This is a genomic window from Robiginitalea sp. SC105, assembly GCF_014243345.1.
Classification (GTDB): domain Bacteria; phylum Bacteroidota; class Bacteroidia; order Flavobacteriales; family Flavobacteriaceae; genus Robiginitalea.
Map to the genome: position 1 here is coordinate 1,214,236 of NZ_JACLZF010000001.1, position 17,431 is coordinate 1,231,666.

A 17,431-nucleotide genomic window follows, 5' to 3' on the forward strand; every position below is an offset into this window, starting at 1 on the left:
CAGTTAATTTTCGCGGTCCCCGGGGCGAAGGAGCAGGGCACCCGGGAATTTCTTGCGGACTTCGGCAAACTCCCGCTCGGCTTCGAGCCGCTCCCTGAAACGCCCTACCTGCACGCGGTAGGTCGGGGAATCGAAGACGATTTTGGCTGTCCACTTCGGGAATTCCTGTTCCACGTCCCCTTTCAGTTCTTCGGCGAACGAGTAGTTGCCGAATCCCACCTGTATGGTATAGAAATCCGCCTCGCTGTTGCTTTGGGTGTAGATCTGCAGCAATTTGCCGATCTCCGGGTCCTGTTCGATGGATATCCGCCCGCTCTGTGCATGGAGCCCGGCAGCTGCGGAAAGAAACAAAGTAAGGATGGCCAACCGGTTTCGCATGGTGTGGAAAAGGTGTTTTTCAGAGGGGGTAAAGGTACTTTTTTTAGGTGTTCCGAATATAGTAAAAAGCATTATTTAGAACGTTTATAAATTAGAAATTATAAAACCTTTAAGATTTCCAAAATAAAGTCTATGTCGTATTTTTGCTGACAATTTGGGCGCAATTTTAATGGCCTTCAAGGGGCTTTAATTAGCGAAAATTCAGCCGACTGAATTCAACTAAAACACCAGTGATTGCGGCCATTGCCAACAATAACGCCAAAAGCGTGCCAAGCTTGGAAACTCTGTTTACCGGGCTTAAAAAAATATTGAACAGCGACACATGAAAAAGGTTTCCAACCGCCATCTCTATCCTGCAATTTTTGGTATTTGTTTAGTAGTTTCCCTGCTCTTTTCACCTTCACTTTCTGCCCAAGACGATGCAGCGGCCCAGGAGCCTGCGGCTGAGGCTGCCGCGGAAGCCGGCGGGTCGGAAGGGCCTTGTGGTCCCGGGGACCCTGCAAACGGAAAGCAATTGTTCAACCAGAACTGTGCGGCCTGTCACGCCCTGGACCGCCGGATGACCGGGCCTGCCCTGGCCAATGTCGCCGTCCGCCTGACCGAGGAGGAAGGCCTGGACTGCGAGTGGATCTACTCCTGGATCAAGAACAGTGCAGGTAAGATCGCTTCCGGGGATGCATACGCCAACCGGATCTACGAAGAATACAACCAGGCAGCCATGACTGCCTTCCCGACCCTGAGCAACCAGGATATCAACGACATCCTCGCCTATACGGAAGCCCCGCCCCCCGCCCCGGCAGTAGCCGCTGCCCCTGCAGGTGGTGCGGCAGAAGGCGGTTCGGGGAGTTCCGGCCTTTCCAACGAACTCATCCTCGGCGCGCTGATCCTGGTCTTCGGCATGCTGGTAGCCATGCTGGTGGTCGTGAACCGCACCCTGAGGCGCATCGCAGAGGCCAGCGGAGTGGTACTCGAAAAAGAAAAAGCACAGAAGGGCACCCCGATCTGGAAAGCGTATGCCCAGAACCAGTTCCTGGTGCTGGTCACCGTGATTTTCCTGCTGCTGGGATCTGCCTATTTTGCCTATGGCTGGATGATGCAGGTTGGGGTGGACCAGGGTTACCAGCCGATACAGCCCATCCACTATTCCCATAAAATCCACGCCGGCGACAACGGCATAGAGTGTAAGTATTGCCACTCTTCCGCCCGTGTCTCCAAGCACTCGGGGATCCCGTCACTGAATATCTGTATGAACTGCCACAAGTCCATTTACGAATACAAGGGGAACCCGGAAGGGCCCTCGGCCGAAGATCTGGCCAACGGGTACACCAACGAGTTCTACACGGGGGAAATCAAGAAACTATACGCCGCCGTCGGATGGGACGAGGCAACCCAGAGCTATACGGGCAACTCCAAACCGGTCGAATGGGTGCGTATCCACAACCTTCCTGATTTTGTTTACTTCAACCACTCCCAGCACGTGGAGGTAGGGCAGATCGAATGCCAGACCTGCCATGGCCCGGTGGAGGAAATGGAGATCATGTACCAGGACGCACCCCTTACCATGGGATGGTGTATCAACTGCCACCGGGAGACCAACGTCCGCATGGAAGGAAACGACTACTACGAGAAAATTCACGAGGAACTTGCCAGGAAATACGGTGTGGAGCAGGTAACGGCGGCCCAGATGGGCGGCCTGGAATGCGGCAAGTGCCACTATTAATTCAAGGAGCTAAAAAGATTTAGACAGATCGCATATGGCATCAAACAAGAAATATTGGAAGAGTGAGGTGGAACTTTCGCCGGACAATTCCATTGTTGAGAAGCTGAAACAAAATGAATTCCCGGAGAAACTCCCGGAGGATGCGTTCCTGGGCGACAAGGAACAACTCGCCTCCAGCCAGACCTCCCGGCGGGACTTTTTGAAGTATGTGGGCTTCAGTACGGCTGCTGCATCCCTGGCAGCCTGTGAGGGCCCCGTCCACAAGTCCATCCCATATGTGATGCAACCCGAGCGGATCATCCCGGGGGTGGCCAACTTCTATGCCACCACCATAGCCGATGGCTATGACTTTGCCAGCATCCTGGTCAAGACCCGAGAGGGGCGTCCGATCAAAATCGAAAACAACAAGGAGGCTGCAGTCCTGGGCGGTTCAAATGCGCGGATCCAGGCTTCGGTTCTTTCCCTTTACGACAGCACGCGCCTGCAGGGGCCGCGCAGCAGCGAGGGGGACGTGGCCTGGGAAGGCCTCGATGCGGCCGTAAAGGCCAAACTCGGTTCCCTCCGCAATGGCGGCAAACAAATAGCGCTGCTTACCCAGACCTATGCCAGCCCGTCCACCGACCGCCTGTTGGGGGACTTCATGGCGGCGTACCCGAATGCAGTCCATGTGACCTATGATGCCATCAGCTCGGATGCCGCGCTGACGGCCTATGAGGCGAATTACGGGGAGCGCGCACTGGCCGACTACGACCTTTCCAAAGCAGACCTGATCCTGTCCTTCGGAGCCGATTTCCTCGGTGACTGGCAGGGTGGCGGCTATGACGGCGGGTATGCCAAAGGCCGGGTTCCCAAAAACGGGAAGATGTCCCGCCACATCCAGTTCGAATCCATCATGAGCCTGACCGGGGCCAACGCGGACAAGCGCGTACCTCTGACACCGGCCCAGCAGAAGGTCGCACTGGCGCACCTTTATGCCCGGTTAAACGGCTCGAGCGTTTCCGGCGAATTGCCGGAAGCCGCTGCACGGGCCCTGGAAAGTGCCGTCAGCCAGATTGCCAAAAACAAACGCCGGGCAGTGGTGCTGACCGGCCTGGACGATACCGATGCGCAGTCGGTGGTCCTCTCCATCAATGAAATGCTGGGAAGTGAAGCCTTCCAGCCGGAAGCCCCCCGCTACGTGCGACAGGGGAATACGGCTGCTATGGACCAGCTCCTTGCCGATATGAAGGCGGGACGCGTAGGCGCCCTGATCATGGACGGGGTCAACCCGGGGTATTCCCTGCCCGCATCTGCCGGTTTTGCAGAAGCCGTGCAGAATGTGGACCTCTCCGTGGCCTTTTCCACCAACTGGAACGAAACTACGGCCCTCTGTACCTTTACGGCAGCTGCCAATCACTTCCTGGAATCCTGGGGGGACGCCGAGTTCAAAAAAGGACATTACAGCCTGATGCAACCCGTGATCCGGGAATTGTTCGACACCCGTCAATTCCAGCAAAGCCTGCTGCTTTGGATGGATTCCGAGCAGAGCTGGCACGACTACATCGCGCAGACCTGGAGCGAGGGGATCCTCGCCGGCGGCGACTGGAACAAGGCGCTGCACGACGGGGTTTACGTCCCCGGGGGTATGGCGATGAGCGATCCCGAAACGGTGGCATCTCCCGATACTGACAAAGAAATGGCCTCCCCGGCCGAAGCAGCCGCCGTAAGCAGCGTCGTGCCGATAGCATCGGCCGTACGACGCCTGGCAGGGGCTTCCGACGAAGGAATGAGCCTTGTCCTGTACTCCAAGGTAGGCATGGGCGACGGCCGTCAGGCGGGCAACCCCTGGCTGCAGGAATTCCCGGACCCGATTACCCGGGTCAGCTGGGACAACTACGTAACCGTTTCCAAGGCCGATGCGGCCTCCATGGGACTGGTCAATGAACACGTCGCCAACGGCGGGCTCGACGGCAGCTACGTCAACCTGACGGTAGGCGGCGCCACACTGAACAATGTGCCCGTGATCATACAGCCCGGCCAGGCCCCTGGCACGCTGGGGCTTTCATTTGGCTACGGCAGGCAGGTGGGCATGAAATCCGAAATGCAGACAGGGGTGAATGCCTTCGCATTGTACGCAGGCTTCAGCAATACCCAGTCCGCAACGGTGGAAAAAGCCGCCGGCACCCATGAATTTGCCTGTATCCAGTTGCACAATACGCTCATGGGGCGGGGGGATATCATCAAGGAAACCACCCTGGAAATCTTCAATACGGAAGATGCCTCCCATTGGAACCACGTACCGCAGGTATCCCTGAACCACCAGGAAGTACCCGCTACTTCCGTGGACCTGTGGGACCACTTTGACCGCTCGGTCGGCCACCACTTCAATATGTCCATCGACCTGAACGCCTGTACGGGATGCGGGGCCTGCGTCATCGCCTGCCACGCCGAAAACAACGTGCCGGTGGTCGGGAAGCAGGAGATCCGCCTTTCCCGCGATATGCACTGGCTGCGGATTGACCGGTACTATTCTTCAGAGGACACCTTTGAGGCGGACAATATCAAGAAAGACGAGTTTTCCGGTGCCATGGAATCCAAAGCCGGGTTCGAGGAAATGGAAGACCCGGCCGCCAATCCGCAGGTCGCCTTCCAGCCGGTTATGTGCCAGCACTGCAACCACGCACCCTGCGAGACGGTATGCCCGGTAGCGGCAACCGCCCACAGCCGCCAGGGCCATAACCACATGGCCTACAACCGTTGCGTGGGTACCCGCTACTGCGCCAACAACTGCCCGTACAAAGTACGTCGCTTCAACTGGTTCCTCTACAGCGATAACGAGGAGTTCGACTACCACATGAACAACGACCTGGGCAAGATGGTGCTCAACCCGGATGTGAACGTGCGTTCCCGCGGGGTGATGGAGAAATGTTCCTGGTGTATCCAGATGACCCAGAAGTCCATCCTCGATGCCAAGCGCGAGGGAAGGCCCGTAACGGACGAGGAGTTCCAGACGGCCTGTTCGAATGCATGCAGCAGCGGGGCAATCGTATTCGGGGACATCAACGATTCGGAAAGCGAAGTTTCGAAACTGGCGGAAAGCGATCGGATGTACCACCTGCTGGAGCACGTGGGAACGCGTCCGAATGTATTTTACCACGTCAAAGTCCGTAATACCAACGAAGCATAAAATTAAAGAAACGTAAATAAGATTCTATGGCGTCGCATTACGAAGCACCGATACGTAAACCCCTGGTACTGGGCGATAAAGGATACCACGATGTTTCCGTGGATATCGCTGCCCCGGTGGAGGGGAGGGCCAACAAGCAGTGGTGGATTGTATTTACCATAGCCCTGGCCGCCTTTCTCTGGGGGGTCGGGTGTATCATCTATACGATTTCCACCGGTATCGGTACCTGGGGCCTCAACCGCACGGTTAACTGGGCCTGGGACATTACCAACTTTGTTTGGTGGGTGGGTATCGGCCACGCCGGTACGCTTATCTCAGCGGTTCTGTTGCTGTTCCGCCAGAAATGGAGAATGGCGATCAACCGCTCTGCCGAGGCGATGACCATCTTTTCCGTAATACAGGCCGGTCTGTTCCCGATCATCCACATGGGTCGCCCCTGGCTGGCTTACTGGGTAGTACCCATCCCGAACCAGTTCGGTTCCCTCTGGGTGAATTTCAACTCCCCCCTGTTGTGGGACGTGTTTGCGATCTCCACCTACCTTTCGGTATCCCTGGTTTTCTGGTGGACGGGCCTGCTGCCCGATTTCGCCATGATCCGGGACCGGGCCGTGAAACCCTTCCAGAAAAAAATATACAGCCTGGTCAGCTTCGGATGGAGCGGCCGCGCCAAGGACTGGCAGCGCTTTGAGGAAGTATCCCTGGTCCTCGCCGGACTGGCTACCCCCCTGGTACTCTCGGTACACACCATCGTATCCTTTGACTTTGCCACCTCGGTCATCCCGGGCTGGCACACCACCATCTTCCCGCCCTATTTTGTTGCCGGGGCTATTTTCTCGGGCTTCGCGATGGTGCAGACCCTACTGATCATCATGAGGAAAGTCTGCAACCTGGAAGCCTACATTACCGTACAGCATATCGAGCTGATGAACATCGTGATCATGATCACTGGTTCCATCGTGGGCTGCGCCTATATCACCGAGTTGTTCATCGCCTGGTATTCCGGTGTGGAATACGAACAGTACGCCTTCCTGAACCGGGCCACCGGGCCCTACTGGTGGGCGTATACGCTGATGATGACCTGCAACGTGGTCTCCCCCCAGGTCATGTGGTTCAAAAAGATCCGTACCAGCATCCTGGTCTCCTTTATCATCTCCATCGTCGTGAATATCGGGATGTGGTTTGAGCGGTTCGTGATCATCGTCACCTCCCTGCACCGGGATTACCTGCCGTCCTCCTGGACCATGTTCTCCCCCACCTTTGTGGATATCGGGATCTTTATCGGGACCATCGGGTTCTTCTTTGTCCTCTTCCTGCTCTATGCGCGCACCTTCCCGGTAATCGCCCAGGCCGAGGTCAAATCCATCCTGAAATCCTCCGGGGAACGCTATAAAAAACTCCGGGATGCCGGCAAGCCGCTCTATGAGATCCGGGTGGCGGGCACCCCCAAAGCCGCAGCTCAGACCCCGCCAGCTTCCGCCGGATCCCACGACCCGGCCAAGGTAGGCAGCCTGCTGGGTGCGGTTGGTTCCTTTGACCCGGCCACGCAGACAGCGGACGACCTGAAGAAGGTCAAGGGCATCGGGCCGCAGATGGAAGAAAAACTCAACCAGCTCGGAATCTTCACCTTTGCACAGGTGAGCCGGATGACCGAAACGGAATACGACCTGCTGGATTCGCTCACCGGTTCCTTCCCGGGCCGCGCGCAACGCGACGACTGGGCCGGACAGGCGAAACGTTTAAATGAAAAACAATAACACAGATGGCATCTAAAGTGATTCAGGCATATTACGACGACGACGACGTGCTGATGCACGCGGTCAAGAAGGTGAAGGCCGCCAAACACCACATCGAGGAGGTATATTGTCCCTTCCCGGTACACGGCCTGGACAAGGCCATGGGGCTGGAACCCACCCGGATTGCCATCACCTCGTTTATGTACGGCTGCCTCGGTCTCACCGTGGCCATCGTCATGATGAACTATATCATGATAACGGACTGGCCGCAGGATATCGGGGGGAAACCGAGTTTCAGCTACATCGAGAACATGCCGGCCTTTGTCCCGATCATGTTCGAGATGACCGTATTTTTTGCCGCCCACCTGATGGTGATTACCTTTTACCTGCGTAGCCGGCTCTGGCCTTTCAAAAAAGCCGAAAACCCGGATGTCCGCAGCACGGATGACCATTTTATCATGGAAATCGAACCGCACGGGGACCAGGCGGCCCTTATGGAGCTGTTACGCGAATCGGGTGCCGTGGAGATCAACCAAGTCGAAAAGTAAATCAGCGCAATGAAGAATACGCTATATACCGCACTTTTAGTCACCGGACTCGTCCTTCTGGCATCCTGCCAGGACAAGCGGAAGCCGAACTACCAGTACATGCCCAACATGTACGAACCGGTCGGATACGAGGCCTACGACCAGGTCGAATGGCTCCCCGACGGATCCATGGCGCTCAGGCCTGCCGAGAACACCGTCGCCCGCGGGGCCCTGCCCTACCGGTTTGAGAACACCCCGGAAGGAAAGGAAATGTCCCGCGCCATGAGCAGCCCGCTGGATTCGCTCAGCCGGGAGGAAAACCTGGAGGTTGGCGCCGAGCTCTACGGGATTTACTGTGCCATTTGCCACGGGAGCAAAGGCGATGGTCAGGGGAACCTGGTCAAGCGGGAGAAAATCCTGGGCGTACCCAGTTACGCCGACGCAGGACGCAACATCAACATTGGGTCCACGTACCACGTCATCTATTACGGGCAGAATGCCATGGGCTCCTACGCCAACCAGCTCGACGAGACCGAAAGGTGGCAGGTAGCCGAATACGTGATGAAACTCAAGGAAGACTTAACAAAATAAAGCAGCATTGCAGATGTATACCTTCTCGAACAGACTGAAAATCGGATCCGTCATTCTCATGGCTCTCGGGCTGATGGGATTGGCCATAGGGTTTGTCTCTGCCCCTTCAACGGTAGACGAGGCCAGGGCAATGGTCGCCGCGAACGACGACGGACACGGCGGAGGCCATGACGCTGCTGCCGAAACCCACACCGCGGCCGGGGACCACGGAGCTGCTGCCGGGACGCATGAAGGCGGAGCCGAACACGACGCGGCTGCCATGGGTGACGACCACGAAACCGACCACGGGGAACACCTGCTGCACCAACTCCAGAACCGGCCCTGGGCGGCGGTTTACATAGCGGCTTTCTTCTTCTTTATGCTGGCATTGGGCACTCTGGCGTTTTACGCCGTGCAACGCGCCGCACAGGCGGGCTGGTCCCCCCTGTTGTTCCGCGTCATGGAGGGCATCACGGCCTACCTGGTGCCCGGAGGAATCATCCTCTTTATGATCCTGGTACTGTCCGTACTGCACATGAACCACCTGTTTGTCTGGATGGATGCCGAAACGGTAGCGCATGACAAATTGCTGCAGGGCAAGGCGGGCTACCTGAACCCGACCTTTTTCCTGATCCGGGCCGCATTTTTCCTCGGGGGCTGGATCCTCTACCGCGAGGTTTCCCGCCGCCTTTCACTGGCACAGGACAAGGCCGATGACAACGCCAACTTCAAAAAGAATTTCCGGTGGTCTGCCGGGTTCCTGGTATTTTATTTGGTTACCGAATCCATGATGTCCTGGGACTGGATCATGAGCGTGGATCCCCACTGGTTCAGCACCCTCTTCGGATGGTATGTGTTTGCCAGCATGTTCGTTTCGGGGATCACCACCATCGCCCTGGTGGCCATCTACCTCAAGTCCCGCGGTTACCTGCCGGACGTCAACGACAGCCACATCCACGACCTTGCCAAGTTCATGTTCGGGATCAGCATCTTCTGGACCTACCTCTGGTTTGGCCAGTTTATGCTCATCTGGTATGCCGATATCCCGGAGGAGGTCACCTATTTTGTCACCCGGATCGAAGACTTTAAACTGCCGTTTTTCGGCATGGTTGCAATGAATTTCGTATTCCCGCTCCTGGTCCTGATGAACAGCGATTACAAGCGGGTCAACTGGTTTGTGGTCATGACGGGAATCGTGGTGCTCCTGGGACACTACCTGGATGTGTACCTGATGATTACCCCTGCAACCGTAGGCGACCAGTGGTACATAGGCCTACCGGAAATCGGGGGCATCCTGTTCTTTGGTGGTGCCTTTATTTTCTGGGTGTTCCGGGCCCTGTCCAAGGCCCCGTTGCAATCCGCGAGGAACCCGTTTATAGAAGAGAGCAGACAATTTCATTATTAAGAAGATAGTTAGCGAATTTTACCCGTTCATACAATGACAGCATTATTGACGATCTCTGTTTTGGTTTTAGTGGCCATCGCCATCTGGCAGATGACCAAGATCTTTGAATTTTCCCAGCTCAAGGCTAAAACAGCGAATTCGGAAGTAGCCAGCACGGAGGATAACAAGAACAATGGTTACCTGATGTTCGCCTTTTTGGTATTCATCTATTTACTCACCATTTTCTGTTTCTGGAAGTACAGCAAATTCCTGCTGCCCGAGGCGGCCAGTGAGCACGGAAGTGAATACGACTCGCTTATGCTATGGAGCTTCGTGATCATTTTCATCGTGCAGTTCATCACCCAGGCCCTGCTCCACTATTTTGCCTTTAAATACAGGGGCGAGGAAGGCAAGAAAGCCCTGTTCTATGCAGACAACGACCGCCTGGAGTTTATCTGGACCATCATCCCTGTCATCGTCCTGGCCGGCCTGATTATCTGGGGGCTGTATACCTGGACCAATATCATGGATATCAACGAGGAGGACGATCCGCTGATCGTGGAGCTGTATGCCCAGCAATTCAACTGGACAGCCCGCTACGGGGGGGACGACAACGTCCTGGGGGATGCAAACGTCCGGATGATCGATATCAACAGGGCCAATGTCCTCGGACTGGACGAATCCGACCCGAACGCGGCCGACGATATCATCGTCAAGGAATTGCACCTGCCCGTTGGGCGCAAGATCAATTTCAAGATGCGGTCCCAGGATGTGCTCCACTCGGCCTATATGCCCCATTTCCGCGCTCAGATGAACTGTGTACCGGGAATGATCACCGAGTTTTCCTTTACGCCGAATACCACCACGGCCGAAATGAGGCAGAACCCGGAGGTCATCGAAAAGGTGGCCCGGACCAATGCCATCCGGGCGGAACGCGCAGCGGCCGGGGAGCCGAACTCGGAGCCCTGGGAATTTGACTATATCCTGCTTTGCAACAAGATCTGCGGAAAATCGCATTACAACATGCAGATGAAGATCATCGTGGAGAGCGAGGAGGAATTCCAGGCCTGGATGGACAGCCAGACGACCTTCGCGGAGACCGTGTCCTCCGCAGAATAAAAAAATGCTATAGAAAAAGAATAAAAACAAAAGACTATGTCAGCACATGCACCAGCGATCGCCGATGATCATGCACACGACGATCACGTTCACCACCACAAAGAGACTTTTGTCACCAAATATATCTTCAGCCAGGATCACAAGATGATCTCCAAGCAGTACCTGATAACTGGCCTCATCATGGGCTTTATCGGTATTGCCATGTCCCTGCTTTTCCGGATGCAGCTCGCCTGGCCCGGGGAATCCTTCCCGGTTTTTGAGGCATTGCTGGGCAAGTGGGCCCCGGAAGGTGTCATGGACGCTGACATCTACCTGGCCCTGGTCACCATTCACGGGACCATCATGGTCTTCTTTGTACTGACGGCCGGTTTGAGCGGTACCTTCAGTAACCTGCTGATCCCCCTGCAAATCGGGGCGCGGGATATGGCATCGGGCTTTTTGAACATGTTGTCCTACTGGATGTTCTTTACCTCCAGTGTGGTGATGGTGATATCCCTTTTTGTGGAAGCCGGACCCGCTGCGGCAGGATGGACGATCTACCCGCCCCTCAGTGCCCTGCCCATGGCCCAGCCGGGTTCGGGCATGGGGATGACCCTCTGGCTGGTATCCATGGCGATCTTTATCGCTTCCTCCCTGCTGGGATCCCTGAACTATATTGTCACTGTGATCAACCTCCGTACCAAGGGGATGTCCATGACCCGGTTGCCGCTGACCATCTGGGCCTTCTTTGTAACGGCTGTAATCGGGGTGATTTCCTTCCCGGTACTGCTTTCCGCAGCCCTCCTGCTGATCATGGACCGGAGCTTCGGCACCTCCTTCTTCCTGTCGGATATTTTCATTCAGGGTGAGGTGCTTCATTACCAGGGCGGTTCCCCGGTGCTTTTTGAACACCTGTTCTGGTTCCTTGGCCACCCGGAGGTATATATCGTGATCCTGCCGGCCATGGGGATTGTTTCCGAGGTAATGTCCGTAAATGCGCGCAAGCCGATTTTCGGGTACCGCGCCATGATTGCCTCCATCCTGGCCATCGCATTTTTGTCGACCATCGTTTGGGGACACCATATGTTTATCTCGGGGATGAACCCATTCCTGGGGTCCGTATTTACCTTTACCACCCTTTTGATCGCCATCCCGTCCGCAGTCAAGGCCTTTAACTGGATCACCACCCTTTGGAAGGGGAACCTCCAGCTCAACCCGGGGATGCTCTTTTCCATCGGTATGGTATCCACCTTTATTACCGGGGGGCTCACCGGGATCATCCTGGGCGACAGTACCCTGGACATCAACGTACACGATACCTATTTCGTGGTCGCCCACTTCCACCTGGTAATGGGTATATCGGCACTGTACGGCCTTTTTGCCGGGGTGTACCACTGGTTCCCGAAAATGTTCCAGGGACGCATGATGAACAAGAACCTCGGGTTTGTGCACTTCTGGGTGACAGCCGTCGGCTCCTACGGGGTCTTCTTCCCGATGCACTTCGTCGGTATGGCCGGGGTACCCCGACGCTATTACCAGAACACCGCCTTCCCCATGTTTGATGAACTGGTGGATATCCAGGTGCTCATGACCGTTTTTGCGCTCATTACCGCTGCCGCACAATTAGTGTTCGCCTATAACTTTGTCCGGAGCATTTTCTACGGCAAGCGCGGCCCGCAAAACCCCTGGAAAGCAACCACCCTGGAGTGGACGGCCCCCCAGGAGCACATCCACGGAAACTGGCCGGGTGCCATCCCGGAAGTGCACCGGTGGTGCTATGACTACAGCAAGACGTATGATAACGGGGAATACATCCTGCCGGGCCAGGATTTTGTACCCCAGGACGTTCCCCTGCAGGAAGGGGAAGAGGAATTGCAGCATTAGCGGTTCCGTATCCTGCCTGATTTCACATAACAGCCCTTCGGAAGAGGGGCTGTTTTTGTTTGCAGGGGCATCCCGGGAATTGGTTTATCTTTAGGTTCCAATAGAACCACTATGCATACTTTCTCTTCCCGTCTTTTGATAGCCCTCATGGCAGTGCTCCTGCTGGGCACCAGTGCCTGGGCCCAGCGCAAACCGCGGATCAGGGGCAACCGGAGCCCCGTGGACGTGTCCGAAAGCCTCCCGCCCTTCAGGCGGATTATGCTGGCAGACGACCTGGAGGTCCGCCTGCTCCAGCGCGACTCCGAGGGGTACGGCCTGCACATTGACGACAACCTGGTGGACATCCTGCAGTTCCAGGTACAGGACAGCACCCTGGTGATCTCCTCATTCTATGAGGTCACCGGGAGCCGCGCCATGGAAATCACGATATTTTTCAGGGAACTTTCGGGAATAGACATTCAGGCAGGACGGTTGGTTGCCGATACGGAATTCACCTCGGATGTCTTACGGGTACAGGCCAGTGGGGCTGCAAGGCTGGAAGTCCGGGCAAGGGCCTCCCTTTTTGAACTCGACCTTTCCGAGAACAGTGGGGCCGACCTCAACCTGGCAGCCGACTCCCTTTCGCTCCGGATGACGGACCGCTCCGATGCCGTGGTCTACACGGACAACGGGGCCCTTTCGGCCGGGTTGTCGGGGAATGCGGACCTGACCCTTGAAGGGATTTCAGGGGAGGCCGTACTGCAACTTTCCGGGGAAAGCGGGATTACCGCCCGCAAACTGGTGGCGGAGCGTCTGGAGGTCCTCATCGATGGGGCTGCCACGGCCCGGGTACATGCCGGTACCTCGCTTGTGCTCGATGCCGCCGGGCAATCCCGCACCTATCTATACGGGACCCCCGAGTTAACCATCCGCCGGTTTGCCGACCGGGCCGAATTGCACAAGGAGCCCGACTAACCCACAATGGGCACGTTCCCCAGCCGGTAGGCCGGGATACCATATCCTTCCACCAGTGCCTGCGCATGGGGCCGCACTTCGCTGCACAACCGCTCCACCCGGCCACGTATGGCCCTGGATTTGCGTTTCCCGATATATCCCTGTTCCAGGTACCAGGTGGCATCCGACCGGATTTCACTGAGGGCATGCAGGGTGCCAAGCTTCCGGATCAGGTTGGCATGCGCATCGTCCGGCAGCCTTTCGGCGAAGTCCCGGAACAGGTCAAATGCCAGTTGGGCGGCATAGGCCCGGCCCAGCGCCAGCAGGTGGGTCTGTACCTTCAGGAAGGCCTGGTAGGAGGGCATCCCCTTTTTGATGTAGTCCCGGATCCTCAGCGCAAGGGTATAGGTCAGGCGTTCCGTCCGATAGGTGAGCGCATGCCGGTGGAAGGCCGGGTTGTACAGGTGTTCCCGGTCGGTTTTGTTGGTGTAGGCCGGGTTCACGGCAGCCAGGCGTTTCCCCAGTTGGGTGCCCAGTAGCTTGACGACCCCGAAAAAATCATCGGAATTGAATTCGTCCCGGAAATCGGTCAGGCGGCTTTTGGCTGCCAATTGCAGCAAAACCGTATTGTCGCCTTCAAAGGTGGTAAAGATGTCCACATCGTTTTTCAACTGGGCAATACGGTTTTCCAGCAGGTAGCCTTTCCCCCCGCAGGCTTCCCGGCACTCCTGAAGGGTGCGGTCGGCAAATTCGGTCACCAAAGCCTTCAGCCCAGCCACCCCCGCCTCCAGTTGCCGCATGTCCGGGTCGCTGGCAGCCGACTCATAACGCGCCATAAGCTGGTCCAGGGCCACCTGGTAAATGTAGCCGCCGGCAACGGCCGGGAGCAGTCGCAGCTGGTGGGACGGATAGTCCATGATCAGGTCCTCCTGTACGCGTTTCGCATCGTTGAACTGCCTGCGGCGCAAGGCGTATTTGACCGCAATGGCCAGGCCAAAGCGGGCCCCGGCAAGGGCGCCCTTCGCCACGCAGATCCTTCCGCCCACCAGGGTGCCCAGCATGGTAAAGAAACGCTTGTTCGGGTTGGCAATGTCGGAGTGGTATGTGCCTTCATCGGTAATCGTCCCGTACCGGTCCAGCAGGTTTGCCCGGGGCACGACCACCTGGTCGAACCAGATTTTTCCGTTGTCAATCCCGTTGAGCCCGAGTTTGTAGCCGTTGTCCTCTATCCGGATCCCGGGTAGCACCTCCCCCCGTGGGTCCCTGAGGGGGACCAGGATGGCGTGCACCCCACGGTTTTCCCCGTCGACGATCAGCTGGGTGAATACGGTTGCCATCTCCGCGTGCAACACATTGCCGATCCATTCCTTGTTGTCGTCCGGCCCCGGGGTTTGTATGACCAGTTCGTCCCTTTCCTTTACATAGGTGGCCGTGGTGCGGATCCCCCTGACATTGGAACCGTGCCGGGTCTCCGACATGGCAAAACAACCCAGCAGCCTGGCGGCCCCTGCATCAGCCAGGTACTGTTCCCTCTGGCGGTCATTCCCCAGTTTCTGGATGCTGCCCCCGAAGAGCCCGAACTGCACACCAAACTTGACGCACAGGCTTGCGTCCACGAACATCAGGTTTTCGAAAAGGGCTGCATAGGCCGGCATATCCGATTTCCCGCCAAATTCCGACGGGTAGGCCAGTGCGCCATAACCCTGTCCAGCCAGTAACCGGAGCTGGTCCAGCACCCGGTTGCGGTGTGCCTCCTTCTCCCGGATCAGCTGCCATTCAAATTCCGGCCGGTTCAGGAATTCCTGGTAGTCGCGATAGGATCTGGCATGGGAGCCCAGGCTCAAATCTGCCAGGGCCTCGCCGGAATAGTCGCTGGCCACGGCTACCGGAGCGGCATTTTTCCCGAAAAGGTGGCGGTAATGGATGGGTTGAATCCCCAGGTTTACCTCGATATCCTTCAGGACCGGGTGTCCGGGTCCACCGGGGGATTGGGCATCCGCAAAGGCCGCGGAGAACTCGCTCAGCGGATAGGCGGCATCTTCCCGGTAGGAAACCCCGCTGTCTGCGATGAGCTGGTTCCAGTATTTGAGTTCTTCGGAGGCAGGGGGTGCGTCCCGGTCCAGCCAGCTGCGGAGTAGTTTGCGTTCGGGCGGGCTCAACCCGGGATCGCCATCAATGGCCTTTTCGACCACGGCGATCTCGGAGGCGGATAACAGGTCGTCCGACCAGATGACGTAAAAAACGGGCAGGTAGGGGTAGATACCCCGGGAGTATGAATGGGTTTGCATCCCAGTAAAATACGATTTCCCGCCAACCTCCTCAAGCCCGGAAGGGGAATTAACAACCCTACCGCTTATTTGGGTCCGGCGGCGACGATTTCCGGGTTCACGCCCGATTCGAATTTCTGGAAATTGCTCCGGAACAGGCCGACCAGTTTTGAAAGGGTTTCGTCATAGGCCCCCTTGTCCTTCCAGGTATTCTTCGGGATCAGCACGTCGTCGGGTACCCCCGGGCAGCTTTCCGGAATCATGAAGCCGAAGGCGGGGTCCTTCCTGAACGACGCGGAATCGAAATCCCCGTGGTGAATGGCGTCGATCATGGCCCGGGTGTACCGGAGTTTGATACGGGAACCCACGCCATGGGCGCCCCCGGTCCAGCCGGTATTCACGAGCCAGGCGGTTACCTGGTGCTTTTTGATTTTTTCGGCCAGGAGCTCGGCGTATTTGTTCGGGTGCCACATCATGAAGGCGGCGCCGAAACAGGCGCTGAAGGTGGCCTCCGGCTCGGTGACCCCCATCTCCGTCCCGGCCACCTTGGCGGTGTAGCCCGAGATAAAATGATAGCTGGCCTGCTCCGGGGTCAGCCGGCTGACGGGCGGCAGCACCCCAAAGGCATCGCAGGTCAGGAAGATGATGTGTTTTGGGTGGCCCGCCACGCAGGGGATCTGCACATTTTCGATATGGTGAATGGGGTAGGAGGCCCGGGTATTCTGGGTGATGGAGGTATCCGTATAATCCACCTCCCGGGTGTTTTTGTCATAGGCCACATTTTCCAGGACAGTCCCGAAGCGGATGGCATTGAAGATGTCCGGTTCGTTCTCGGCCGAAAGGTCAATGGCTTTGGCATAGCACCCCCCTTCGATGTTGAAGGTGCCCTCGTCCGTCCAGCAGTGCTCATCGTCCCCTATGAGCCGGCGCTTCGGATCCGCGCTCAGGGTGGTCTTGCCCGTTCCGGACAACCCGAAGAGCAGGGTCACGTCCCCGGCATCGCCCACATTGGCCGAGCAGTGCATCGGCAGGACGCCCTGAAGCGGCATCAGGTAATTCATCACCCCGAAAATGCCCTTCTTCATCTCCCCGGCGTACTCCGTGCCCAGTATCACGATTTCCCGGCGCTCCAGGTGCACGTCCACCGAGGTTTTGGAGGTCATCTCAGAGGTGTAGCGGTTGGCCGGGAAGCCGCCGGCGTTGAATACCACGTAATCCGGTTCCCCGAAATTTGCCAGTTCGGCTGCGGTGGGCATGATGAGCATATTCTGCATAAACAGCGCATGGTAGGCACGGGTGCAGATGATGCGCACCTTGATGCGGTACTTCGGGTCCCACCCGGCAAAGGCATCCACCACGAAGAGGCGGTCGCAGATGTTCAGGTAATCGATGGCCCGTTCGTGGTTGACCATATAAGTATGTTCATCGAGGCCGATGTTGATGGCACCCCAGTCGATGTTGGCCTCCGATTCCGGGTTCCGGACAATCCTTTTGTCCTTCGGGCTGCGCCCGGTTTTTTCCCCGGAATAGACCAGCAGGGCCCCGACATTGGAAATGGCCGTCCCGGCTTCCTTGCGCAGGCCGATTTCATACAGGATGGGAACGGAGGTATTCCGGTGGATGTCGTTGGCGCGGATGCCGTATTGCGATAAACTGAATGCTGTCATAATGCGTGTTGCTACTTTTAAATTAACAGGGTTGTCGGTGCGATCTTTCTGGCGGACAGGACAACAGTGCAAAGGAGGGGGTTTTTCCTGCTGGAAAATATGAT

General features: G+C 57.0%; 12 protein-coding genes. 9 read left to right on the forward strand and 3 right to left on the reverse strand.

The window, feature by feature from the left end:
• Window positions 1–3: 3 nt before the first annotated feature.
• On the reverse strand, window positions 4–378 hold the full coding sequence (locus H7F20_RS05370) for an SPOR domain-containing protein (protein ID WP_185785081.1): 375 nt from the start codon (window positions 376–378) through the stop codon (window positions 4–6).
• Window positions 379–700: 322 nt separating this feature from the next.
• On the opposite strand from H7F20_RS05370, the gene H7F20_RS05375 reads away from it, so the two are divergent.
• The 9 genes from H7F20_RS05375 to H7F20_RS05415 all read left to right on the forward strand — a co-directional run bounded on the left by H7F20_RS05375 (window position 701) and on the right by H7F20_RS05415 (window position 13,414).
• Complete coding sequence (locus tag H7F20_RS05375) at window positions 701–2,098, forward strand: cytochrome c3 family protein (RefSeq protein WP_185785082.1); 1,398 nt, start codon at window positions 701–703, stop codon at window positions 2,096–2,098.
• Between the two features lie 34 nt (window positions 2,099–2,132).
• Window positions 2,133–5,264 carry a TAT-variant-translocated molybdopterin oxidoreductase gene (locus H7F20_RS05380; RefSeq protein WP_185785083.1) on the forward strand — a complete coding sequence of 1,044 codons (3,132 nt, stop codon included), beginning with the start codon at window positions 2,133–2,135 and terminating at the stop codon, window positions 5,262–5,264.
• 26 nt (window positions 5,265–5,290) lie between these two features.
• Entirely contained in the window at window positions 5,291–7,018 is a 1,728-nt protein-coding gene (gene nrfD / locus H7F20_RS05385) for an NrfD/PsrC family molybdoenzyme membrane anchor subunit (RefSeq protein WP_185785084.1), read from the forward strand.
• 5 nt (window positions 7,019–7,023) lie between these two features.
• Window positions 7,024–7,545 carry a DUF3341 domain-containing protein gene (locus tag H7F20_RS05390; RefSeq protein ID WP_185785085.1) on the forward strand — a complete coding sequence of 174 codons (522 nt, stop codon included), beginning with the start codon at window positions 7,024–7,026 and terminating at the stop codon, window positions 7,543–7,545.
• Window positions 7,546–7,554: 9 nt separating this feature from the next.
• Window positions 7,555–8,115: a cytochrome c gene (locus H7F20_RS05395; RefSeq protein WP_185785086.1), complete on the forward strand. Its 561-nt coding sequence runs from the start codon at window positions 7,555–7,557 to the stop codon at window positions 8,113–8,115.
• Window positions 8,116–8,128: 13 nt separating this feature from the next.
• Window positions 8,129–9,499 carry a quinol:cytochrome C oxidoreductase gene (locus tag H7F20_RS05400; RefSeq protein WP_185785087.1) on the forward strand — a complete coding sequence of 457 codons (1,371 nt, stop codon included), beginning with the start codon at window positions 8,129–8,131 and terminating at the stop codon, window positions 9,497–9,499.
• A 33-nt stretch (window positions 9,500–9,532) separates the two neighbouring features.
• A complete protein-coding gene (locus H7F20_RS05405; RefSeq protein ID WP_185785088.1) occupies window positions 9,533–10,597 on the forward strand; it encodes a cytochrome c oxidase subunit II in 1,065 nt (354 codons plus the stop codon).
• A 36-nt stretch (window positions 10,598–10,633) separates the two neighbouring features.
• A complete protein-coding gene (locus tag H7F20_RS05410) occupies window positions 10,634–12,460 on the forward strand; it encodes a cbb3-type cytochrome c oxidase subunit I (RefSeq protein WP_185785089.1) in 1,827 nt (608 codons plus the stop codon).
• A 111-nt stretch (window positions 12,461–12,571) separates the two neighbouring features.
• Window positions 12,572–13,414 (forward strand): GIN domain-containing protein, encoded by an 843-nt coding sequence (locus H7F20_RS05415; protein ID WP_185785090.1) that lies wholly within the window; start codon window positions 12,572–12,574, stop codon window positions 13,412–13,414.
• Here the strand turns inward: H7F20_RS05415 and H7F20_RS05420 are convergent.
• Both H7F20_RS05420 and pckA read right to left on the reverse strand, forming a co-directional pair.
• Window positions 13,411–15,681, reverse strand: coding sequence for an acyl-CoA dehydrogenase (locus tag H7F20_RS05420; RefSeq protein WP_185785091.1), 2,271 nt, complete (start codon window positions 15,679–15,681; stop codon window positions 13,411–13,413). The two genes, H7F20_RS05415 and H7F20_RS05420, sit on opposite strands and share 4 nt — an antisense overlap.
• Window positions 15,682–15,746: 65 nt before the next feature.
• Window positions 15,747–17,327, reverse strand: a complete 1,581-nt coding sequence (gene pckA / locus H7F20_RS05425) for a phosphoenolpyruvate carboxykinase (ATP) (protein WP_185785092.1) — start codon at window positions 17,325–17,327, stop codon at window positions 15,747–15,749.
• Between the last annotated feature and the right edge of the window lie 104 nt (window positions 17,328–17,431).